Source organism: Lacinutrix undariae, assembly GCF_052934785.1.
Window position 1 is genome coordinate 1,098,360 of sequence record NZ_CM128809.1, and the last position, 24,784, is coordinate 1,123,143.

Annotated in this window: 19 protein-coding genes; 12 read left to right on the plus strand and 7 right to left on the minus strand. The window is 32.1% G+C overall.

Features of this window, described 5'->3' with window-relative positions; all coding sequences use genetic code 11:
* Window positions 1-3 precede the first annotated feature (3 nt).
* Window positions 4-1,347 (plus strand): DUF4374 domain-containing protein, encoded by a 1,344-nt coding sequence (locus ACU4C5_RS04875; protein ID WP_446845930.1) that lies wholly within the window; start codon window positions 4-6, stop codon window positions 1,345-1,347.
* A 79-nt stretch (window positions 1,348-1,426) separates the two neighbouring features.
* Here ACU4C5_RS04875 and pyk read toward each other — a convergent pair whose 3' ends face one another.
* From pyk to ACU4C5_RS04900, 5 genes are all read right to left on the minus strand, one after another.
* Window positions 1,427-2,869: a pyruvate kinase gene (gene pyk, locus ACU4C5_RS04880; protein ID WP_446845931.1), complete on the minus strand. Its 1,443-nt coding sequence runs from the start codon at window positions 2,867-2,869 to the stop codon at window positions 1,427-1,429.
* A gap of 4 nt (window positions 2,870-2,873) precedes the next feature.
* A complete protein-coding gene (locus ACU4C5_RS04885) occupies window positions 2,874-3,353 on the minus strand; it encodes an IPExxxVDY family protein (protein ID WP_446845932.1) in 480 nt (159 codons plus the stop codon).
* Window positions 3,354-3,482: 129 nt separating this feature from the next.
* Window positions 3,483-4,226 (minus strand): ribonuclease III, encoded by a 744-nt coding sequence (gene rnc / locus ACU4C5_RS04890; protein ID WP_446845934.1) that lies wholly within the window; start codon window positions 4,224-4,226, stop codon window positions 3,483-3,485.
* A 7-nt stretch (window positions 4,227-4,233) separates the two neighbouring features.
* Window positions 4,234-5,484: a beta-ketoacyl-ACP synthase II gene (fabF, locus tag ACU4C5_RS04895; RefSeq protein ID WP_446845935.1), complete on the minus strand. Its 1,251-nt coding sequence runs from the start codon at window positions 5,482-5,484 to the stop codon at window positions 4,234-4,236.
* Window positions 5,485-5,498: 14 nt separating this feature from the next.
* Window positions 5,499-5,732: an acyl carrier protein gene (locus ACU4C5_RS04900; RefSeq protein WP_007647141.1), complete on the minus strand. Its 234-nt coding sequence runs from the start codon at window positions 5,730-5,732 to the stop codon at window positions 5,499-5,501.
* Between the two features lie 279 nt (window positions 5,733-6,011).
* Here ACU4C5_RS04900 and purN point away from each other — a divergent pair, with 279 nt between their 5' ends.
* The 4 genes from purN (at window position 6,012) to ACU4C5_RS04920 (ending at window position 10,377) form a co-directional block, all read left to right on the plus strand.
* Window positions 6,012-6,575 (plus strand): phosphoribosylglycinamide formyltransferase, encoded by a 564-nt coding sequence (purN, locus tag ACU4C5_RS04905; protein ID WP_446845936.1) that lies wholly within the window; start codon window positions 6,012-6,014, stop codon window positions 6,573-6,575.
* Between the two features lie 53 nt (window positions 6,576-6,628).
* Window positions 6,629-7,270 (plus strand): ribonuclease H1 domain-containing protein, encoded by a 642-nt coding sequence (locus ACU4C5_RS04910; protein WP_446845937.1) that lies wholly within the window; start codon window positions 6,629-6,631, stop codon window positions 7,268-7,270.
* A 124-nt stretch (window positions 7,271-7,394) separates the two neighbouring features.
* Window positions 7,395-8,330, plus strand: coding sequence for a PfkB family carbohydrate kinase (locus ACU4C5_RS04915; protein WP_446845938.1), 936 nt, complete (start codon window positions 7,395-7,397; stop codon window positions 8,328-8,330).
* Between the two features lie 148 nt (window positions 8,331-8,478).
* On the plus strand, window positions 8,479-10,377 hold the full coding sequence (locus ACU4C5_RS04920; RefSeq protein ID WP_446845939.1) for an amidophosphoribosyltransferase: 1,899 nt from the start codon (window positions 8,479-8,481) through the stop codon (window positions 10,375-10,377).
* A gap of 500 nt (window positions 10,378-10,877) precedes the next feature.
* On the opposite strand, the gene ACU4C5_RS04925 is transcribed toward ACU4C5_RS04920, so the two are convergent.
* Window positions 10,878-11,486, minus strand: coding sequence for a superoxide dismutase (locus tag ACU4C5_RS04925; protein ID WP_446845940.1), 609 nt, complete (start codon window positions 11,484-11,486; stop codon window positions 10,878-10,880).
* A gap of 124 nt (window positions 11,487-11,610) precedes the next feature.
* Here ACU4C5_RS04925 and ACU4C5_RS04930 point away from each other — a divergent pair, with 124 nt between their 5' ends.
* From ACU4C5_RS04930 to ACU4C5_RS04945, 4 genes are all read left to right on the plus strand, one after another.
* A complete protein-coding gene (locus ACU4C5_RS04930; protein ID WP_446845941.1) occupies window positions 11,611-14,766 on the plus strand; it encodes a UvrD-helicase domain-containing protein in 3,156 nt (1,051 codons plus the stop codon).
* 22 nt (window positions 14,767-14,788) lie between these two features.
* A complete protein-coding gene (gene kbl / locus ACU4C5_RS04935; protein ID WP_446845942.1) occupies window positions 14,789-15,982 on the plus strand; it encodes a glycine C-acetyltransferase in 1,194 nt (397 codons plus the stop codon).
* Window positions 15,983-16,104: 122 nt separating this feature from the next.
* A complete protein-coding gene (locus ACU4C5_RS04940) occupies window positions 16,105-17,466 on the plus strand; it encodes an OmpA family protein (protein WP_446845943.1) in 1,362 nt (453 codons plus the stop codon).
* Window positions 17,467-17,537: 71 nt separating this feature from the next.
* Window positions 17,538-20,303, plus strand: coding sequence for a PD-(D/E)XK nuclease family protein (locus tag ACU4C5_RS04945; RefSeq protein ID WP_446845944.1), 2,766 nt, complete (start codon window positions 17,538-17,540; stop codon window positions 20,301-20,303).
* A 7-nt stretch (window positions 20,304-20,310) separates the two neighbouring features.
* On the opposite strand, the gene ACU4C5_RS04950 is transcribed toward ACU4C5_RS04945, so the two are convergent.
* Window positions 20,311-22,665: a hybrid sensor histidine kinase/response regulator gene (locus ACU4C5_RS04950; protein ID WP_446845945.1), complete on the minus strand. Its 2,355-nt coding sequence runs from the start codon at window positions 22,663-22,665 to the stop codon at window positions 20,311-20,313.
* 128 nt (window positions 22,666-22,793) lie between these two features.
* On the opposite strand from ACU4C5_RS04950, the gene ACU4C5_RS04955 reads away from it, so the two are divergent.
* From ACU4C5_RS04955 to ACU4C5_RS04965, 3 genes are read left to right on the plus strand one after another with little or no spacing between them, the layout of a single operon-like run.
* Window positions 22,794-23,225, plus strand: coding sequence for a TlpA family protein disulfide reductase (locus ACU4C5_RS04955; protein WP_446845946.1), 432 nt, complete (start codon window positions 22,794-22,796; stop codon window positions 23,223-23,225).
* A gap of 24 nt (window positions 23,226-23,249) precedes the next feature.
* Window positions 23,250-24,584, plus strand: a complete 1,335-nt coding sequence (locus tag ACU4C5_RS04960) for an MATE family efflux transporter (RefSeq protein ID WP_446845947.1) — start codon at window positions 23,250-23,252, stop codon at window positions 24,582-24,584.
* Between the two features lie 25 nt (window positions 24,585-24,609).
* Window positions 24,610-24,783, plus strand: a complete 174-nt coding sequence (locus ACU4C5_RS04965) for a hypothetical protein (protein WP_446845948.1) — start codon at window positions 24,610-24,612, stop codon at window positions 24,781-24,783.
* Window position 24,784 lies beyond the last annotated feature (1 nt).

A 24,784-nucleotide genomic window follows, 5' to 3' on the forward strand; every position in this document is an offset into this window, starting at 1 on the left:
AATATGAAAAAACAGATTTTAAATCTTAAAACATTAGCACTATTATTTAGTGTTTCATTACTAGCTTTTAGTTGTGGTAGTGACGATTCTCCTAGCGCAGATCAAGGCGAAGGCGGACTAGAAGATGGTAACAGATGGATAACCGTTGCAGCGGCTAGAATGGGTGAAGCACCTGGAGATGGAAATGGTGGTACATTAATCTACTCAATTAGTAGTGATGACGCTAAAGACGAAAATTTTTCTGTTGAACCATTTGAAAACGGATTTATAGCTCCTTCAAATAGAACAGCACGTTTACAATCTTCAGAAGACGGTAATACTATTTTTAACATTAGTTACGCTGGTGATACTGGTGGAAATTACACAAAATACCTTGTTGAAGGTGGTCAAACCTACACACAAACAGGTTCAGAAATTAGTATTGCTCCTTACGTTGGAACTGCACCTCGATGGATTAAATTATTTGATGGTGACCAAACGGGTGCTGCTGTTTATGTATCAACAGAACATGAAGCAGACGCAGAAGGCAATTACACAAGAACTAATGCTACTATTGGTGTAGTAACTTTAGATCTAGAAAACTCTTTAATAAACAATTTTCAAGAACATGATGTCCCTTTATCTGCTGAAGAAGAAGCTTTAGGATACTACATCTCAAGAATTGATATGCCAACTTTAAATCTTGATGGCGACAAATTATATATTGGAGCACGTTTAAGTAAAGTGAACCCAGAAACTACTGAAAGTGATAGTGATTATGAAATTTTAGGATCAAAAACTATTGTTTTAGATTACCCTTCTCTTTTAAATCCAACAGTAATTACATCAACAGTAGGACATGGTAACACTAATGGATACCGTAGTATTAATTCATTTCTTTACAACGGAAGTGTATATCAAGCTAACCAAAGTGATCCAGAAGGTTCTCATATTTTAAAAATTAATGCAGATAATACCTATGATAATTCTTACGATTTTAACTTAGATGACGCTTTAGGTATTGAAGGTGCTTATATTCTTGCTTGGAGACCTGCTGCAAACGGAAAAGCTGTAGTTGCTTACCGTCATAATGGTTCTGCAGAAGGTGTTGCTGGTGCTCAAGGATTTTTTGCTCTTGTTGATTTAAATGCCCAAACTGCTACTAAAATTGATACTATTCCTTATGATCCAGATTTCTACTTATTCCAATACCAAGGTTTTGTAGTTGATGGAACAGAAATATACCTAACTCAAGCTCCTGTTGGACAAAATGGAAACATTTATGTTGTAGATACTGAAACTGGTATTGTAACTAAAGGTGCAGAATTAGTAAATGTAGAAGGAAGCCATTTTATTGGAACTTTCTAATAACTAAATAATAATTACAAACAAAAAACTCCAATAGATTTACATCTATTGGAGTTTTTTAATATATAAATCTTTGTTCTTAAAGATTACATGATTTAATTTCGGTAACACGTAATGTATTTACCATTCCTTTTTCTTGAATTGGCATTGCTGCTAGACTTACAAGCATATCTCCTGCTTCTATATATCCTTTCTTACATGCAATAGCATTAACATCTTCAATTGTTTCATCTGTACTTACAAACTTATCATAAAAGAAAGCTTTAACACCCCATAGCAAACTAAGTTGTGTTAAAATTCGCTTATTAGATGTAAAAACTAAAATATGAGAACTTGGTCTCCAAGCAGAAATTTGAAATGCTGTATATCCACTATTTGTTAATGTAGAAATTGCTCTTGCGTCAATTTCGTTTGCCATATGAGCGGCGTGGTAACAAATAGATTTTGTGATATAACGTTTTGTTTTAATATGTGGTGGAGATTGTGGCACTTGAATAAGTGGAGAATCTTCAACGCTTCTAATAATATTAGCCATTTGCTTAATTACTTGTATTGGGTAACTTCCTACAGAAGTTTCACCAGAAAGCATTACAGCATCAGCCCCATCCATAACAGAATTTGCAACATCATTCACCTCTGCACGTGTTGGCGTAAGGCTACTAATCATTGTTTCCATCATTTGAGTAGCAATAATTACTGGAATTCTTGCCTTTTTAGCACGTAATACTAATTGCTTTTGAATAAGTGGTACTTCTTCAGCAGGAATCTCAACACCTAAATCACCACGAGCTACCATTAAACCATCACAATGAGCAACAATTTTATCGATATTCTCTACAGCTTCTGGCTTTTCAATTTTAGCAATAATTGGAATTTTATGTTCACTATGCTCACTAATTAAATCGTGTAATTGCATTAAATCTTCAGCATGACGTACAAATGACAAAGCCATCCAATCTACTTTCATTTTAATAGCAAAAATTGCATCTTCAATATCTTTTTCAGTAAGTGCAGGTTGAGAGATATCTGTATTAGGAAGGTTAACTCCTTTTTTAGATTTTAATGGACCTCCTTGTATAACGCGTGCTTTAACTTCAGAAACTTCATCTGTAGATATAACTTCAAAAATTAATTTTCCGTCATCTAAAAGAATACGTTCTCCAGCTTTAGCATCTTGAGGAAAACTATCATACGTCATGTAAACGCGTTCTTTAGTTCCTTCAAAACGTTCTCCTGTTGCAAAAATAATTTCGTCACCTTCATTAACAACAACTTCACCTTTCATTACACCAACGCGTAATTTAGGGCCTTGTAAATCTCCTAATATTGCTGCGTTATAGCCAAACTCTTCGTTAAGCTCTCTAATCATAGCAATGCGTTCTTCAACATCTGCATAATCTGCGTGAGAAAAATTAATTCTAAACACATCTACGCCTTCTTCAAGCATTCCTTTTAATACAGCTTTAGAACTTGTTGCTGGTCCTAATGTTGCTACTATTTTTGTTTTTTTTCTTTTTAACATCAATTTAAAAAATTAAATGGTCCTTAGATTTTATTTGTTCGGCATCCACACTATAAGCGGTAATGACCTGTGGTATTTCTTGAATTTTATTAAGGATATCTTTATCGTTAAAAAACTGATCGTCAATATCAATCTTTATAAAAAAGTCTACCTTTTTTAATTCAGGAATTAAATGATATGTTTTAAGCATTGTACTTTTTGTAGTAAACAACGAGCCAGAACTTTGGAGCGCATCTTCTTCTTTTTTACAGACATTTGAGATTAAATTCCATGTGGTATATTGCTCAACATTTTCCCATTCATAAATGGAATATGTCGCTGCAAAATATTTATAATCCAAATCATGTTCTTTTCGTTGTAGGCTTATTTCTAATTTCCTATTGAGAAGATATGCTAATCTATAGTCTTCTAACCTACAATGTATAGCTAGAAGCGCAAAGGAAGCGTCGTAAAAATCATCAACTTGTAGTTTGTGCAATACCATAATCTATCAACTATGAATTGTAAATATAGTATAATACGGGTACTTTAATGTGAAGTTTTCATTAATATTACCAGTAATAGCAAGCGAAAACGTTTGAATTGATATTTTTTTAACTTTTCCTACTGAAAATTATTTATAAAAATCTGTGATTTTTTCTTGAAATGCAAAAAAGGCACGTTTTGAAGCTTTTTCTTCGGCTTTCTTTTTTGAAGTTGCACGTGCTTTTGCAATAATTTTATCATCAATAGATAATTTTACCGAAAAGTGTTTGATATCATCATTACCGGTATCTTCATACACGTTATAATCAAACTGTTTTTTTTCTTTTTGACACCACTCAATAAGTAAGCTTTTATAGCTAATAACTTTAGTTTCAAGAGTTTCAATGTCTACGTGTGGATTAATCACACGTTTATAAATAAATTTTTCACATTGCTTGTAGCCTTTATCTAAAAATATAGCGCCTACTAGGGCTTCAAAAAGATTACCGTGAATATTATTACCAAAATTTGTGGTTGGTATTTTACTTTCTACTAAATCTATTAACCTTAGGTCTTTTCCTAAAGTATTTAAATGCTCTCTACTTACAATTTTTGAGCGCATTTTTGTTAAATAGCCTTCATCTCCATGCGGCACTTCATTAAACAAATAAAAGGCTATTACAGAGCCTAACATAGCATCTCCTACAAACTCTAAGCGTTCATAATTAATAGCGTTTCCTTTTTCGTCCTTAATGTTCATAGATCTATGCGTAAATGCTTTTACGTACAAATCTTTATTTTTAGGATTGAAGCCTATAATTTGCTTCAGTTGTAAAAAAAAATTCCCGTTACTTTTAGAACGGGAATTTAATATGTTACGAATGTAATTCATTCAGGAATTAATCTAGTTTTTTGAATACAACGCAAGCGTTATGTCCTCCAAATCCAAACGTGTTACTCATAGCAACTTTAACGTCTCTCTTTTGAGCCTTATTTAATGTTAAATTTAATTTAGCATCAATATTTTCATCAACTACATTGTGATTTATTGTTGGAGGCACAATACCGTGTTCTATTGCTAATATTGAAGCAATAGATTCTACAGCTCCTGCAGCTCCTAATAAATGACCAGTCATAGACTTGGTTGAATTTATATTAATGTTTTTTGCATGATCACCAAACACTTCAGATATCGCTTTAAGTTCAGCAACATCTCCTAGAGACGTTGATGTACCATGCGTGTTGATATGATCAACATCTTCTGGTTTAAGACCTGCATTTTCTAAACAATTTTTCATCACTGCAATTACACCTATTCCTTCTGGGTGTGGTGCTGTCATATGATAAGCATCTGAAGACATTCCGCCTCCAAGTACTTCTGCATATATTTTAGCGCCTCTTGCTTTTGCATGTTCATATTCTTCAAGAATAATTGCTCCTGCTCCTTCTCCTAAAACAAAACCATCTCTGGTTGCATCAAAAGGTCTAGAAGCCGTTGTTGGGCTTTCATTTCTTGTTGATAAGGCGTGCATCGCATTAAAACCTCCCATTCCTGCAATAGTAACAGCAGCTTCACTTCCTCCGGTAACAATAACGTCACAATGTCCTAAACGAATATAGTTTAGAGCATCAATCATGGCGTTTGCCGATGAGGCACAAGCTGAAACTGTTGTATAATTAGGTCCCATAAATCCATTTTTGATAGATATGTTTCCTGGTGCAATATCTGCAATCATTTTAGGGATAAAAAATGGATTGAATCTTGGTGTACCGTCTCCTTGTGCGAAGTTTAACACTTCGTTTTGAAACGTTTCCAAGCCTCCAATTCCAGCTCCCCAAATAACGCCAACTCGTAATTTGTTAACCTTGTCTAAGTCCAATTTTGCGTCCGCAATAGCTTCATCTGAAGCTACCATGGCATATTGCGTAAACCTATCCATCTTACGAGCCTCTTTTCTATCTAGAAAATCTGTAGCGGTAAAGTTTTTCAGTTCGCACGCGAATTTGGTTTTGAACTTCTCGGTATCAAAATATGTTATTGGCGCAGCACCGCTTTTACCACTTATAAGAGCATCCCAATATTCATCTTTGGTATTCCCTATAGGTGTTAAAGCGCCTAAACCGGTAACTACAACTCGCTTTAATTCCATAAATTCTTTTTGAATTATTTTGCAGCTTCTATATAAGATATAGCTTGACCAACTGTTGCAATGTTTTCAGCTTGATCATCTGGAATTTGGATATCGAATTCTTTTTCGAATTCCATGATTAGTTCAACAGTGTCTAATGAATCTGCTCCTAAGTCGTTTGTGAAGCTCGCTTCAGTAACAACTTCGTTTTCATCAACTCCTAATTTGTCTACGATAATCGCTTTTACTCTTGATGCAATGTCTGACATAATTTTTTTAATTTTAAGTTTTAATTAGAAGGCAAAAATAAAAAACTTTATTTTAAAACACACCTTTCCTTTAAAAATGTGCTTGTAATTTACTAAAATTACTTTTAAGTCTTTCAGTTTTACCCTTTAATTGTTAATATTTATTATTTTATTATTTGAATATCTCTAACAAAATTGTCTGTAATATTATGAATTTTAACTGAGAATTTTGCTAAACATTGTTGTAAATTTGATGCCAATTGAAACTTCTGATATTAATTTTAAAACTAAAACAAACAGATGAAACGTATTGTGATTTTTGCGTCCGGTAGTGGATCTAATGCTGAAAATTTAATAAAGTTTTTTCACAACAGAGATAATGCGTCTGTTATTCAGGTATTAACTAACAATCCTCATGCCAAAGTACTAGATCGCTGCAAAAAACTAAAGATTAGCGCATTATCTTTTAACCGAATAGCTTTTACAGAACGTGAAGACGTGCTTAACATACTAAAAGCATCGCAACCTGATTTAATAGTTTTAGCTGGTTTTTTATGGAAATTCCCCGAAAACATTATTAACGAATTTCCTAATAAGGTTATAAATGTACATCCTGCATTACTTCCAAAATTTGGAGGAAAAGGTATGTACGGAAGTCATGTACATGAAGCTGTTGTTGCTAATAAAGAAACCGAAACAGGAATTACTATTCATTATGTAAATGAACATTATGATGATGGTGCAATTATTTTTCAAGCGAAATGTAATGTTGAAAAAAATGACACTCCACAAGACGTAGCAGCCAAAATTCATGAATTAGAGATGGAACATTTCCCTAAAGTGGTTGAAAAATTATTATCTTAAGAGAGACCTTATATAAGGATTACATCTATTTTTTATTTGATAGCTAACAAAACATGTCTAAAAAGAAAAAAAAATATTACACCGTTTGGAAAGGTCATAAAACAGGCGTTTTTGATTCTTGGAACGACTGCAAAGCTCAAATAAAAGATTACCCAAGCGCACAATACAAGTCATTTCCTACATTTGAAACGGCTAAAAAAGCTTTAGATAGTAACTATTTCGATTTTATCGGAAAAAATAAAAGCTTTAAAAGCGAACTTACAGCCGAACAACTTAAAAAAATTGGGCAACCCAACTATAATTCTATCGCTGTTGATGCAGCATCTTCAGGAAACCCAGGGATTATGGAATATAGAGGCGTAGATACTAAAAGTAAAAAACAACTATTTATTCAAGGTCCGTTTGCACAAGGCACCAATAATATAGGAGAATTTTTAGCACTTGTACATGGTTTAGCCTTTTTAAAACAACATAATAGCGACCGTATTTTATATACAGATTCTAGGATAGCCATGAGTTGGATTACTAAAAAGACTTGTAATACAAAATTAGTACGCAGCGAAAAGAACAAACCTGTTTTTGACTTAGTAGACCGCGCCATAGATTGGTTAAAAAACAATACTTATAAAACTACCATTGTAAAATGGGAAACTAAAGCTTGGGGAGAAATACCTGCAGATTTTGGAAGAAAATAAACAGCTTAGAGTTAGGCCTATTTCAATATAAACCTTAAAAGTACGACACTTTAAGTATCAAATTATAAATCCTTTTTTACAGAATATATTTTACGTAATTTTGCAAAAAAAATAATATCTCAATATGAGCAAATTAGTAGTTGTAGGAACCGTAGCTTTTGATGCTATCGAAACACCTTTTGGAAAAACAGATAAAATATTAGGAGGCGCAGCAACATATATTGGGCTTTCTGCATCACAGTTTAACAATGTAGATACTGCAATAGTATCTGTAGTTGGTGGCGATTTCCCACAAGAACACCTAGACCTTTTAACAGGTAAGGACATGGATATTTCTGGATTAGAAATTGTAAAAGAAGGTAAAACATTTTTTTGGAGTGGTAAATACCACAACGATATGAACTCTAGAGATACTTTAGCAACTGAGCTAAATGTATTAGAGAACTTTAATCCTGTAGTTCCTGAAAACTATAAAGATGCAGAAATTGTAATGTTAGGTAACTTACACCCACTTGTACAACAAGGTGTATTAAACCAAATGAATAAAAAACCTAAGTTAGCGATCCTAGACACAATGAATTTCTGGATGGATATTGCTTTAGATGATTTATTAGCAGTGATAAAAAATGTAGATGTTATTACTATTAATGATGAAGAAGCAAGACAATTAACAGGAGAATATTCTCTAGTAGTTGCAGCACGTAAAATTCATGAAATGGGACCAAAATACGTAGTAATTAAAAAAGGAGAACACGGTGCATTATTATTTCATAATGACAACATGTTTTACGCACCAGCATTACCACTAGAAGAAGTTTTTGATCCAACTGGAGCAGGAGACACTTTTGCTGGAGGATTTGCAGGGTATTTAGCACAATCGGGAGATATCTCTTTTGAAAACATGAAAAATGCTGTAATATACGGATCAACACTAGCTTCTTTTTGTGTTGAAAAATTTGGAACAGAACGTATGGAAAATCTTACAAACGAAGAAGTTTCAAACCGTTTAGCACAATTTAAAAGTTTAACACAGTTTGAAATCACTACAAAACAGAATTAATTAATATCTTTGACAAGAATTTGCTAAAAACAATTCTATTTATGACCTATTTACATAAACATAGACGACTATTAATTAAACATATATAAACTAACGCGCTCATAACTGAGCGCGTTTTTATTTTTACAACTCTCAACAACACAACACAATGAGCGATGCTTTAAAACATGAATGCGGAATTGCACTCATAAGATTATTAAAACCATTAGAATACTACAAAGAAAAATATGGTAGTGCTTTTTACGGTGTAAATAAAATGTATTTAATGATGGAAAAACAACACAACCGTGGACAAGACGGTGCGGGGTTTGCCAGCATAAAACTAGATACTAAACCAGGAGAACGCTACATTAGTAGAGTTCGCTCAATTGCTCAACAACCCATACAAGATATTTTTGCGCAAATTAATGAGCGTATAAACAAGGATCTTACTGAAAACCCTGAGTATGCAAATGACGTTGAGCTTCAGAAAAAAAATATTCCATACATAGGTGAACTACTTTTAGGACACGTACGTTATGGAACTTACGGTAAAAATAGTGTTGAAAGTGTACACCCGTTTTTAAGACAAAACAACTGGATGCACAGAAACCTTATTCTTGCAGGTAACTTTAACATGACTAACGTAAACACACTTTTTGATAGTTTAGTTGAAATTGGTCAGCACCCAAAAGAAAAAGCCGATACCGTTACTATAATGGAAAAAATTGGTCACTTTTTGGATGATGCAGTTGCAAAAAAATACAAACAACTTAAAAATGAAGGTTTCAACAAAAATGAATGTTCACCATTAATTGGAGAACGTTTAAATGTTGCTAAAATTCTTAAACGCGCTTCTAAAAACTGGGATGGTGGTTATGCTATGGCAGGACTTTTAGGTCATGGAGATTCATTTGTACTTCGTGATCCGGCAGGAATTAGACCCGCATACTATTATAAAGACGATGAGATTGTTGTAGTTGCTTCAGAGCGCCCAGTGATTCAAACTGTATTTAATGTTAATTTTGATGATGTTAAAGAATTAGATCCAGGACACGCTATTATCACTAAAAAATCTGGTGAAACAAGCATTACCAAAATTATTGAACCTACTGAACGTAAAGCCTGTTCTTTTGAACGTATTTATTTCTCTAGAGGAAGTGATGCAGAAATTTATCAAGAACGTAAAAATCTTGGAAAATTATTAATGCCAAAAGTATTAAAGGCCATTGATAATGATACCAAAAACACAGTATTTTCATTTATTCCAAATACTGCTGAAACCTCTTTCTTCGGAATGATTGAAACCGTTGAAGAACATTTAAACGAAAAGAAAACCCAAGCCATTCTTGATGGTAACGGGCAATTATCATCTGAACGTGTTACCGAAATTTTATCGGAACGTCCAAGAATAGAAAAAATAGCTATAAAAGATGTAAAACTAAGAACCTTTATTACTGAAGCTAGCAGTAGAGATGACTTAGTTGCACACGTTTATGATGTTACTTATGGTGTTATCAAACCAACAGATAACCTCGTTATCATTGATGATAGTATTGTACGCGGTACCACTTTAAAAAAGAGTATCATAAAAATGATGGATAGACTACATCCTAAAAAGATTGTAGTTGTATCATCTGCACCACAAATTCGTTACCCAGATTGTTACGGTATTGATATGGCACGTTTAGAAGATTTAATTGCTTTTAAAGCCATGTTAGCTCTTTTAAAAGAAGACAACAAATATCACCTTATTGAAGAGGTATACAAAAAATGTATTGCCCAAGTAAACAAGAAAGATAAAGACGTTAAGAATTTTGTAAAAGAATTATATTCTGAATTTGAAGCTGAAAAAATCTCTGAAAAAATTGCAGAACTTATTTCTGATGATACTGTAAATGCAAAAGTAGAAACTATATTTCAACCTATTGAAAACCTACATGAAGCCTGTCCTAAAAATTTAGGAGATTGGTACTTTACAGGAAACTATCCTACACCAGGAGGAAATCGTGTTGTAAACAGAGCATTTATCAACTTTTATGAAGGTAACATAGAACGAGCATACTAAACATAAAATATAGATATTCAACAGTTTAGCGAGCTTAAAATACTGTTTAGCTATAAATATTGCATTTTAGCCAATAATTAATTGATAATCAATAAAGTACATATATCTTAGTGAAACCATAACATAAGTAGGTTAAGTTTATGGTAGATTTGGGGCAAAAAAAGGCGAACATCTGTTCGCCTTTTTTTATTTTAAAAAATTAAGCTATAAAAAAGACTTTTTCTTAAAAAATCATATTATCTCTTATGTCACATTAAAACTCAATATATCTTTTAAGCTAAGAAATGTGCTGTTTATCTAATAAATTTAAGAAATCCCTCAATGGAACATACATTCGTGCTACCATAACATAAGTAGGTTAAGTTTATGGTAGATTTGGGGCAAAAAAGGTGAACATCTGTTCGCCTTTTTTCATTTTAAAAAACTACTTATTTTACTTTTTACCACAAAAAAAGCAAACCTAAAAGGTTTGCTTTCAATATATAATTTACAACTAATGCTTATTTAGCTTCAGCGTAACGTCTTTCAACTTCATTCCAGTTAATTACATCAAAAAATGCATTAATATAATCTGGTCTTCTGTTTTGGTAGTTTAAGTAATAAGCGTGTTCCCAAACATCTAATCCTAAAATTGGAGTTCCTTCACAAGTTACACCTGGCATTAATGGATTATCTTGATTTGGTGTAGAACACACTTCAACTTTACCTCCTTTATGTACACATAACCATGCCCATCCAGAACCAAATTGAGTTGCTGCTGCTTTACTAAAAGCATCTTTAAAAGCATCTACAGATCCATAAGCTGCTTCAATAGCATCTTTTAAATCTCCAGATAAACGTCCTTTTCCTTCAGGATTCATAACCTCCCAAAATAATGAGTGATTATAAAAACCTCCACCGTTATTTCTAACCGCTTTGTTTTCCATATCTAATCCTCCAAGAATCGCTTCAATAGATTGTCCTTCTAACTCAGTACCTGCAATTGCATTGTTTAAGTTATTAGTATATCCTTGGTGGTGTTTTGAGTGATGTATTTCCATCGTACGAGCATCAATTTGAGGCTCTAAAGCGTCATATGCATATTTTAATTTCGGTAATTCGAAAGCCATAATAGTAAGTTTTATGTAGTTAATATTAAATTCATTCAAAATTACGCATAAAAGGGCGCAATTAAAAATAATAAATTGTTATCAAACCATTGATAGTTTCTATCTTGTATCAAAATTTAAAAACATGCAAACACCTAGTGCTTTTACAATTTATAATGCCTCTGCAGGTAGTGGAAAAACGTTTACTCTTGTTAAAGACTACCTAAAGATTCTATTTAAATCTAATAGCTCTTTAGCTTTCAGAAGTATTTTAGCTTTAACATTTACCAATAAGGCGGTTAATGAAATGAAGGTTAGAATTATTGATACTTTAAAAGAGTTTTCCGAAGAAAAAATTTTAACAACACCTAGTAGTATGTTTCTTACTATTGCTGAAGAATTAGAAATTTCTCATCAGCATTTAAATACCAGATCAAAACTTATTTTAGAAACCATAGTGCATAATTATGCATCTTTTGACATTTCAACTATTGATAAGTTTAACCATAAACTCATTCGCACTTTTGCTCACGATTTAAATTTACCTGTTAATTTTGAAGTAGAATTAGACACCACTTATTTACTAGGAAAAGCGGTAGATAAATTAATTGATAAAGCCGGTACAGATAAACAACTTACTAAAGTTCTTGTAGATTTTGCACTTGAAAAAGCAGACGATGATAAAAGTTGGGACATCACTTTAGATTTTAACAATATTGCCAAACTATTAATAAACGAGAACGAAATTCCGTTTATAGATACCATAAAAAACAAATCACTTCAAGATTTTTCAACCTTAAAAAGTAATCTTCGCAAAGAGATTATTAAAGTTGAAATTGAAATTAGTGAAATCGCTAAAACGGCTTTACAACGTATTACAGATGCAGGATTAGATTTTAAAGATTTTTCGAGCAGTTATGTACCAAAATTCTTTGATAATCTTGCTAACGAAAAATTTAATGTATCGTTTACTCCAAAATGGCAAATTGATCTTGTAGAAGGAAATTCGCTTTACCCAAAGCGCGTAAAACCAGATATCGCATTAACTATAGATAATTTACAACCACAATTAGCAGATGCTTTTAAAGCTTGTAAAGCAAAAGTATCAAGTCTTTCGTTTATGCGAAACTGCGTTAAAAGTGTAACGCCATTATCAGTTTTAAATGCCATAAATCAAACCTTACAAATTATAAAGGAGGAAGATAATTTGTTATTAATTTCAGAGTTTAACTCCATTATCACTAAAGAAATTAAGCAACAACCTGCACCTTTTATTTACGAGCGTATTGGCGAAAAGTTTAGACATTATTTTATTGATGAATTTCAGGATACCTCAGTATTACAATGGGAAAATTTAGTTCCATTAATTGATAATGCTATTTCTGGGCAAAACTTAAAAGGAGAAACGGGAACAAGTATGCTTGTTGGAGATCCAAAACAAGCAATTTACCGTTGGAGAGGTGGAAAAGCAGAACAATTTATAGATTTATACGCCAAAAGATCGCAACCTTTTCAGGCAGAAATGTCGCCTAGAACTTTACCTGTAAACTACCGTAGTTTTAAAAATGTGGTAGATTTTAATAATAAATTTTTTACACACCTCAGTACGTTTGCTTTTTCAAACCCTGAGCACGAAGAAATTTACAGTAATAGTGCTCAAGAAATTTTCATAAAAAATGAAGGTTATGTAGAGTTATCGTTCTTAGATACTAAAGATGAAGATAAAAACGAATTACATTGCGAAAAAACTTTAGAGTGCATCCAAAAAGCACAAGCTAATGGTTTTAGTTTGGGAGACATTTGTATTATTGCCCGAAAAACAAAAGAAGGTATTGCTATTGCTGAATATTTGAGCAGTCAGCAAATTAAAATTGTGTCTTCGGAATCTTTGATGCTTAAAAATTCGCCAGAAGTGAATTTTATTAGCACCATTTTAAAACTTACCATCCAAAAAGATAATAGTGATCTTAAAATTGAACTTTTAAGTTACCTCGCAGAATATGCTTTAAAATTAGAAGACAAGCACAAATTTTATGCAGATTTAGTACATTTAGATACTAAAAATCTGTTTAAAGAATTGAGTACTTACGGTTGGGATTTCAACTTTAATACATTTATACAATTACCAATTTACGAAGCGGTTGAAACCATTGTGAGAGCTTTTAATCTTAACAAAACTTCAAATGCTTATATTCAATTTTACTTAGATGAAGTATTAGATTATTCTCAAAAACATCATGCTAATATTTCTGGATTTATTGATTTTTGGGAACGTAAAAAAGATAAATTAAGCGTGGTATCACCACAAAACAATGAAGCGGTTCAAATCATGACCATTCATAAATCTAAAGGACTAGAATTTCCTGTGGTTATTTTTCCTTACGCAAATCAGAATGTGTATTTTGATATGCAACCAAAAACCTGGTTTCCGGTAACCGAAGAAAATGATGTATATCATAATTTTAAATTCGTATACACCAGTCTTAATAAAGATTTAGAAGGTTATAACGAGTTAGGTGAAGCTGTTTACACCAATCACCAAGGAGAATTAGAGCTAGATTCTATTAATCTTTTATATGTAGTTTTAACCCGTGCGGTGGAACAATTATATGTGATTTCGGAGTATGATTTGGATGCTAAAGAAAACGAGAAACTCACCTTATATTCTGGATTATTAATTAATTACCTAAAATCTATTGATAGATGGAACACGGCAGAACAGGAATATAGCTTCGGAAATGCGCAGCGTACTTCAAAAGAAAAACCTTTTGAAGAAGCAGTTGTTCAGGAGCATTTTATTTCTAACTCAAGAGAAGATCATAATTTAAGAATTATTACAAACTCTGGATATTTATGGGACACAGAACAAGAGAAAGCGATTGAAAAAGGAAATTTAGTCCATAACATTATGGCTAAAATAAAAACCAAAGTAGATAGTGATAAGGCATTGAGTTCATTTTTAGACACCGGAAAAATTAGCAGTATTCAGCTTGCGGAGCTTCAACCTATAATAAAAAACATTATCAACCATAAAATACTATCACCCTATTTTGAAGAATCGCTCCTTATATATAATGAAAAAGATATTATTACAAAAAGCGGTTTAATTTTAAGACCCGATCGTGTGGTAGTTAATCAAAATAACGAAGCTGTTATTATAGATTATAAAACAGGTAGTGAAAATATAAAGCATGAACAACAACTTTTAGACTATCAATATATACTTGAAGAAATGGACTTTAAAGTCACTAAAAAAATTCTTGTATATATTAATGATGGAATTGAAATAAAAGAATTTTAACTTTGCAGTAAATACAAATAATATGTACGGAAAAATACAACAACATTTAGAAAACGAAATACAAAATATAAAAGACGAAGGCCTTTTTAAAGAAGAGCGCATTATTACCTCTCCTCAAGGAGCCGAAATCACATTAAACACAGGAGCTAGTGTTTTAAACTTTTGTGCAAACAACTATTTAGGATTATCATCGCACCCAGAAGTAGTACAAGCTGCAAAAGACGCTATGGATACGCATGGTTTTGGAATGTCGTCTGTACGTTTTATTTGCGGAACACAAGATATCCATAAAGATTTGGAAGCTAAAGTTGCCGAATTTTATGGAACAGAAGACACCATATTATATGCTGCTGCTTTTGATGCTAACGGAGGGGTTTTTGAACCTTTATTAGGAAAAGAAGATGCTATTATTTCAGATTCATTAAACCACGCCTCTATTATTGATGGGGTTCGTTTATGTAAAGCGGCAAGATATCGTTACCAAAATAATGATATGGCAGATTTAGAGCAACAACTTATTGCTGCTAATGAAAACGGAGCACGTTTTAAAATTATAGTTACTGATGGTGTATTCTCTATGGACGGATTAGTAGCTCCATTAGATGCTATTTGTGATTTAGCAGATAAATATGATGCTTTAGTAATGATTGATGAATGTCATGCTGCTGGATTTATAGGTGAAACAGGAAGAGGAACACTAGAAGAAAAAGGCGTTTTAGGACGTATTGATATTATTACAGGAACTCTAGGTAAAGCTTTAGGTGGCGCTATGGGAGGTTATACAACCGGTAAAAAAGAGATTATTGAGTTGTTACGTCAGCGTTCAAGACCTTATTTATTTTCAAATTCTTTAGCACCAGCAATTGTAGGAGCATCAATAAAGGTATTTGAAATGTTATCAAACAATACCGATTTAAGAGATAAATTAGAATGGAATACTAATTACTTTAAAAAAGGAATGAAAGCAGCTGGTTTTGATATCATTGACGGAGACTCAGCAATTGTACCCGTAATGCTATATGATGCAAAATTATCACAAAACATGGCTAAACAACTGTTAGAAGAAGGCATTTATGTAATTGGATTCTTTTTCCCTGTAGTACCAAAAGAGAAAGCTAGAATTAGAGTACAACTTTCTGCGGCACACGAAAAAGCACATTTAGATAAGGCAATTACTGCTTTTACCAAAGTAGGAAAAGCTTTAAACGTTATTTAAATCGAATGTAAACACCTATACTTTATAGGAAATAAACAATATTTTAGTCAAAAATTTTTGTTAATAAACTTTAACAAGTTACTTTTGCAACTAATTAACACTTAAAATTAAAATTTTAGAATATGAAAAATCTTAGCAGATTATTTATCGCTATGACGCTTTTATTAAGCTTCAATGCTATTGCACAAGATGAGAACAACCCATGGGCTATTCGAATTGGTACTAATGCAGTTGACATGTATCCTGTTGGTGAAGATGCTCCTAGAGGAGAATTTTTTGACGAGTTTTTTAACGCTAACGATCATTATAACTTCTTACCATCTGTATCTTCAGTATCTGTTTCTAGATACTTAAGTGATGGTTTTACATTAACTGCTGGTGGAACAATTAACGAAATTGAAAAATTTGGAGATTCTACAGTTGATGACTTAACTTACTATGCTTTAGATGGTACTGTAAGCTATAGCTTTGCTAAATTAATTAAATCTGAAAAAGTTGACCCTTATTTAGGTGTTGGTGGTGGTTACACTTGGATTGATGATATTGGAGCTGGTACATTAAACGGAACTTTAGGTATCAACTACTGGTTTACTGATAACATTGGTGTTACTGTTCAAACGTCTTACAAACATGCTTTTGAAGATTACTTATCTTCTCACTTCCAACATTCTGCTGGTCTTGCTATCAAATTTGGTGGAAAAGATACAGACGGAGATGGTATCTACGATAAAGATGATGCTTGTCCTGATGTTGCTGGTTTAGAAGCTTTCAATGGTTGTCCTGATTCTGATAATGACGGAATTGAAGATGCTAAAGATGACTGTCCTAACGAAGCTGGTTCAGCTGAACTTAACGGATGTCCTGATACTGACGGTGACGGTGTTGCTGATAAAGATGATGCTTGTCCTACTGTTGCTGGATTAAAAGCTTTAAATGGTTGTCCTGATGCTGATGGTGATGGTGTTGCTGATAAAGATGATAAATGTCCTACTGAAGCTGGTCCTGCTGCAAACAATGGTTGTCCTTGGGCTGATACTGACGGAGATGGAGTATTAGATAAAGATGATAAATGTCCTAACGAAGCTGGAACTGTTGCAAACAACGGTTGTCCTGAAGTTGTTCCTACTGCTGCAGTAATGGAAACTTTAAATAGCTACGCTAGAACTATCTTATTTGATAGTGGAAGATCTTCTTTCAAGAAAGCAACTCAGCCTGTATTAAAAGCAATGACTGCTATCTTTAAAGAATACCCACAAGCTAACTTCTCTTTAGAAGGTCATACTGATAGCCAAGGTGCTAAAACTTCTAACAAATTATTATCTGAAAGAAGAGCTAACGCTGTAAGAGATTACTTAATTTCTAACGGAATTTCTGCTGACAGATTAACTGCAAAAGGTTTTGGTGAAGGTTTCCCTATCGACTCTAACTCTACTGCATCTGGAAGAAAAAACAACAGACGTGTAGAAGTAAAACTTGTTAAATAAGTTTTAAAAAAACATATAAAATAAATTGAAAAAACGCTCCGATAACTCGGGGCGTTTTTTATTTTTATACTATGACAAGTTTTATAGAAGAAGTTATAGTAGATATACAGAATAAAGGATTAAACCTACAAGAGTTAACCTTTATTTTACCTAGTAAAAGATCGGGAGTGTTTTTAAAACACATGATATCCCAAACCACAGAAAAAACTATTTTCGCTCCAGAAATTCTAGCAATTGAAGAGTTTGTAGAAAACATATCTAACCTAGAATACATCTCTAATACCGAATTAATTTTTGAGTTTTATGAAGTCTATTTAAAAATCACTCCAAAGGATAAAATAGAATCTTTTGAAAGTTTTTCTAATTGGGGGCAAATCCTAATTCAAGATTTTAACGAAATTGACCGATATTTAATTACCCCAAACAACATCTTTGATTACTTAACAGCTATTAAAGAAATAGAACTTGATCATTGGTCTATTGATGAAAATCAAACTCAGTACATTAAAAATTATCTCGCGTTTTGGAAACGTATTAAAGATTATTATTTCAATCTTAAAGACACCTTAATTAGCAAAAATAAAGGCTATCAAGGTTTAGTGTATAGAGAAGCTGTAGACAATTTAGAGACTTATCTAAATACTACCGAAAAGAAAACCTACGTATTTGTTGGTTTTAACGCTTTAAATAAAGCTGAAGAACGCATTATACAACAATTACTAAAGCAAGAAGACGCTTTAATATATTGGGATATTGACGAAATTTTTGTAAAAAACCCAATTCATGATGCCGGTTTATTTATAAGATCTCATCAAAAAAATTGGCCTTATTTAAAACAAAACCCTATCCAATGGCCTTCTAATTTTTATACCGATAAAAAAAATGTTACCGTAATTGGTACACCTAAAAATATTGGACAAGTAAAACACATTGGAGAGTTACTTCAACAGATAAAAAAAGATAAAAAATCTTTAAGAAATACAGCTATCGTTTTAGGAAACGAAACGTTATTAATGCCTCTTTTAGGGTCTATCCCAGAAGAAGTTGATGCCATAAATATTACCATGGGATTACCATTGCACGTTATACCAATGGCCGCATTATTTGAAGAATTATTCCGTTTACATAAAAATAATACCAAGACATTTTACTATAAAGATGTTATTGCACTACTCTCACACCAATTTGTAAAACCGTTATTAAATGGTGAGACTGAAAATTATGCAGAAAAAATCATCTCATATATTCAATCTAATAATATAGTAAATATTACTTCCGAAAAACTAAATGAAATTGCCAACAACAAAAGTGATGTTACAAGTTTGTTATTTAATTCTTGGAATGATAACCCAACAACAAGTATTAGTAACTGTACAAAACTTATCTTTTTTATAAAAGCAATTCTATCGGAAGAAAAAGATAAAAACCTACTCGCTTTAGAATATCTATACCGCTTTAACGAGGTTTTTAATGAGCTAACACGCCTTAACGAAACGTACACACATATCAATAACATTAACACCTTATACGGCATGTATAAAGAGTTAATTAAAACTGAAACGTTAGATTTTCAAGGAGAACCTTTAGATGGACTTCAAATTATGGGAATGCTAGAATCTCGTGTATTAGATTTTGAAACCGTAATTATTTCATCTGTAAACGAAGGTATTTTACCTGCCGGAAAAAGTAACAACTCATTTATCCCTTTTGATGTAAAATTAGAAAACGGTTTGCCAACATACAAAGAGAAAGATGCTGTTTACACCTATCACTTTTACCGTTTATTACAACGTGCTAAAAACGTTTATATCATTTATAATACAGAACCCGATGTACTTGAAGGTGGCGAAAAAAGCAGGTTTATAACACAGTTAGAGATTGAAAAAATTCACTCTTTAAAACATTATATTACAGCTCCAAAGGTACCATCGTTAGTTTCAAATTTAAAAGAAATTAAAAAAACAGATTTAGTACTACAACGTTTAAAACAGGTTGCCGAAAGAGGTTTTTCTCCATCATCGCTGACCAGCTATATAAGAAACCCATTAGATTTTTACTATCAAAAAGTATTAGGTATAAAAGAGTTTGATGACGTTGAAGAAACCGTAGCTGCAAACACTTTGGGAACCGTAATACATAATACGCTTGAGGATTATTACAAACCGTTACAAGGTGAACTATTAACTGTAGATGCCATAGCTGAAATGAAAAAAAACATTGATGCTACCGTGATAAAACATTTTACAGACCTCTATAAAGAGGGTGATATGACGAGTGGAAAAAACTTGATTGTTTTTGAAATTGCAAAACGCTATGTGCTAAACTTCTTAAACCTAGAAATTGAAGATCTAAAAAAAGGAAATATAATAAAAATTGTAAGTATTGAGGCTGATAATAAGGTGAAAATTGATATTCCTGAGTTAGATTTCCCTGTACATGTTACAGGAAAAGTGGATAGAGTTGACGAGTATAACGGCGTGATTAGAATTATAGATTACAAGTCTGGTAAGGTTGAACAAAACAAGGTAGAAATTGTAAACTGGGAAGATCTCACATCTGACTATGATAAGTATAGTAAGAGTTTTCAGATTTTAACCTACGCCTATATGATGAATAAAAATACTGCTTTTACAGAAAATGTTGAAGCAGGGATTATCTCATTTAAAAACTTAAATGCGGGAGTTTTAAAATTCACCAAAAAAGATAAAGACGGTAGAGGTGCTACTAAGAATACTTTAATAACTGATGATACTCTTATTAATTTTGAAGCATCGCTAAAACAATTAATTATTACAATTTGCGATATGGCTGTAAATTTTGTAGAAAAAGAAGTGTAAATAGATGTTACACCTTTTTTAGATTGGCATTAAAACAGTTTTCAATTTTTTCAAGTAACATATTACCATCAATAGGTTTAGTCATGTAATCATTCATCCCTAGATTTAAAACACGTTGGTGTGTTTCTTGCATTGCATCGGCAGTGACAGCAATAATTGGAATACGACCAATGGTTTTACCTAATACGCCACTTCGGATCACCTTAGTGGCTTCAAAACCATCCATTATAGGCATTTGTAAATCCATAAGCACAATATCATAACCATTTTTTGTTAAAGTATCAATAGCTTCTTGCCCATTATTAACCACTGTATATATAATATATTTAGATTTACTTAATAGTTTTTGCATCACTAATTGATTCATCTTATTATCTTCTACAATTAAAACACGTAACGATTTTTGAGTTTTAATTTCAGACTTTAAGGTTTTTATTTCTTCTACAGAAATAGCTTGAAGCGGTAAATCAATAAATACAGATGTACCTTCATTACTACTACTTTCAATATGAATACGCCCTTGAAATAAAACGACTAAATGTTTTACAATTGTGAGCCCTAAACCAATACCTCCAAATCGTCTTTTATCGTTAAGTGACATTTGGTTAAAACTATCAAAAGCATTGTTTTTTTTATCCTCATCCATACCAACTCCTGTATCTGTCACTGTAAAAGAAAAACAGGTTTGTCCACCTGGTTGTAAATTACATCGCAATTTAAAATCAATACGACCAGAAACTGTAAACTTTACAGCATTGCTAAGCACATTATTTATAATTTGAATAAACCGTTCGGTGTCTCCATAAACTTTTAAAGGGATATTCTCACACATACCAAATGTGTAAAGCAGCCCTTTTTTTTCAGCTTCAGATTTCCAATTTAAACTAATCTGATTGAGTAATACTAAAGGATTAAAAGTTTCGATACGCAAGATTAATTTATCTTTTTCAATTTTTTCAAAATCTAAAATATCATTCACACTACTCAAAAGACTTAAAGAAGCATTATTGATCATCTCATAATCTTCTCGGTGTTCAGACAAGGTTTCTTTTTCTAATAAATGACCTGAAACTCCTCTAATCGTATTAATTGGCGTACGCAATTCATGACTGATATTGGACATGAAAAAGGATTTCAACTGACTTATTTCTTCTGATTTTTGAAGTGCCACATTTTGGAAATTTTCATTCTCCATACGTAACATACGTATTAAATTGGTCATGGATAAGGATAAAAAAACGACTTCTAATCCTGCACCAAATTTAGCACTGTTAAGTGTATAAAAATTATTAGGTAACAAGCTTAAATTATTCATTACAAACCCTAAAAGCCCTATTACTAAAAAGAAAATACCTATTGAAAAATAATAATCTATCTTAATGCCTTTATAATACATAACAAACAGAATACCAAGTAAAAATATCAAGCTAATTAAACCATTTAAATTGGCAATAGGATAAGTATACTCTAAAGATTTTGGTGTTATAAAAATCATGACAAACACAAGGGCAAGCACTCCATATATTATTTTAAAAAACTTTTGAACCTGTGGAAGTTCTGTTTTTATTTTCAGAAAATGCTCACAGTATTTTAAAAGAAATAAATTAGAAGATACTGCAGCAATCATAACCATTCTACTGTTAAAATACCCGCCATGAGGAATAATGTATTGAAAAACAAACCCATCTAAAGCGGCTTGTAAGAATACAATTGAAAAGACGTAAAACCCGTAATACAAAAAGGATTTTTCTTTCATACTAAAATAAAAGAACAGATAAATAAGTCCTGCAAAACATAATAAACCATAAAAAACACCAAAAAACAATTGCTGTTTAGATTCTACAAACATAAACTCTTCGGTATCGCGAAGATGTAATGGAATATTAATGGTTTCTCCATCACTTTTAAGATATAAATAAAAATCTTGTTGGATGGCTGAAGGTAATTCTATCCTAAAAACAGTAGACCTGTGCGCCACTTGACGTTCGTTAAACGGAATTTGATCACCACTCCTAAATTTTTGAATTCCCGAATTCGAGACTTGGTATAAATCGGCAATATCTGTGATAGAACGACCTGTTTCTAAAAAATAAGTCTTAGGATAATTACTACTATTATATAAGCTAAATTTTACCCAATAACTGCTACAGGTAAAACCTTCACTGTGGTTATCGCTAATAAGCGGGCTAAATTTTAAAGTTTCGTTTTTTATAATTTCATCAATCGTATAATCATGATGATCAACTTTTACATAAGTTCCATATTCATATAATTCACCCTTACTTTCTTCAGGATTATATGCTTTTTCTTGAGCATGTAAGCTGAAGCAAACAAGACATAATAATAATGTAAAATATTTCATAAGTTAGTGAGTAGCTAATATAATAACTACGAAATATAGTCTTTTTAGACTTAAAAAAGTCTAACATTTTTATATTTGTCATTACGGAATAACACTTACCCCTTTTATAATTTGCACAATACAAAATAATGATAACATCCATAATGGTTACTGATTTAAATCAGAAAGCTACCAATTTAATAGCAGCATATCCCAACCAACCTTTACTATTACTGTTTTATAACAACCGTTGCTTAGGGTGTACAGGAAGAGCTATTCCGTTGGCAAACGATTTTCAAAAACAGTATCAATCTATTAAGGTTATTGGTATACACAGTAATTTTTTGGATAATAATACCACTAAAGCAGACATTAAAAGCATCTTTACAATTGATCATTTACCGTTTCCTATATACATAGATCAAAATCATAAAGTGTATGATGATTTTAATTGTGAAGGTACGCCACAATGGGTATTAATCACAAAATCGGGAATGCTTTTCCGCTCTATATTTGGTTCACAATTAGGTGCTCAAAATAGATTATCTTACGCTTTAGAAGCTTTAATTGAAGCTGAATAATTAACTCATTAGTTTATATTTTTTTTGAATACTACCATCTCCTTAAAACAAATTAATAAACTCGCTATTCCTGCATTAATAGCTGGTGTTTCTGAGCCAATTTTATCGCTCACAGATGCTGCAATTATTGGTAATATTGAATTTAATGCCACCGAATCTCTTGCAGCCGTAGGAATTGTGTCTACATTTTTATCGATGTTAATTTGGGTTTTAGGGCAAACCCGAAGCGCACTTTCTTCAATAATATCACAGTATTTAGGGGCCGGAAAATTAAAAGAGGTGATAACACTTCCAGCGCAAGCGATATATATTATAACCGCCTTAAGTCTTTTAATAATTTTAGGAACCTATCCCTTTTCAGAATCTATTTTTAAGCTTTACAATGCCTCCGGAAATATTTTAGATTACAGTGTATCTTATTATCAAATTAGAGTTTTCGGATTTCCTTTTACCTTATTTACAATCGCTGTTTTTGGTACCTTTAGAGGGTTGCAAAACACCTTTTATCCTATGATAATTGCCAGTATTGGTGCATTTAGTAATATTATTTTAGATGTCATTTTTGTGTATGGAATTGAAGGAATAATAGCACCAATGTATGTAGAAGGTGCAGCTTATGCAAGTGTAATAGCACAAGCGTTAATGGCATTAATTTCGGGTATTTTACTCCTTAAAAAAACAAACATTCCACTCATTGCACAACTTCCTATAAATAAAGAATTAAAAAACTTTAGTGTGATGATTCTCAATCTTTTTGTGCGCACACTAGCTTTAAATGTTACGTTATATTTTGCAACAAGATTTGCAACATCATATGGTGAAGCCCATATTGCAGCGTATACAATTGCCATAAATTTATGGTTTTTTGGGGCCTTTTTTATTGATGGTTTTGCGAGTGCAGGAAATATTTTATCAGGAAAATTATTAGGAGCAAAACAATACGGTACGCTAATTAGCTTGAGTAACACACTTATTAAATACGGTATTTTAGTAGGTATAGGTTTAAGTATTGTTGGAGCCGTTTTTTATATGCCAATAGGTAAGATGTTCTCAAAAGATCCCGAAGTACTGACACAGTTTTACAATGTATTTTGGATTATCCTACTCATGCAACCCTTATGCGCACTCGCTTTTATTTTTGATGGTGTTTTTAAAGGTTTAGGTAGAATGAAATATTTACGCAACCTATTATTGGCAAGTACATTTATAGTATTTCTACCAATTTTATTTTGGTTAGACAGTTTAGATTTAAAACTCTATGCCATTTTTATAGCGCTTACCGTATGGATTATCGCTAGAGGTTTACCATTAATTATAAAATTTAGACAAGTTTTTTTGCCACTAGCTCAAAAAAACTAACTTTGAAGCACAATTATATTTTGCAATGAAACTATTATTTATTTTACAAAACGGAATTATAGAAGAGAAAATAAAAGAAGCTCCCGATAGCGCCTACGAAATTGGTGTTTTTATAGGTTCGCTATTGCCTTTTGTAATTTTAGTAGTGGTCGCATTTGCGTTATTCAGATACAATAAAAACAAAATAAACAAACAATAAT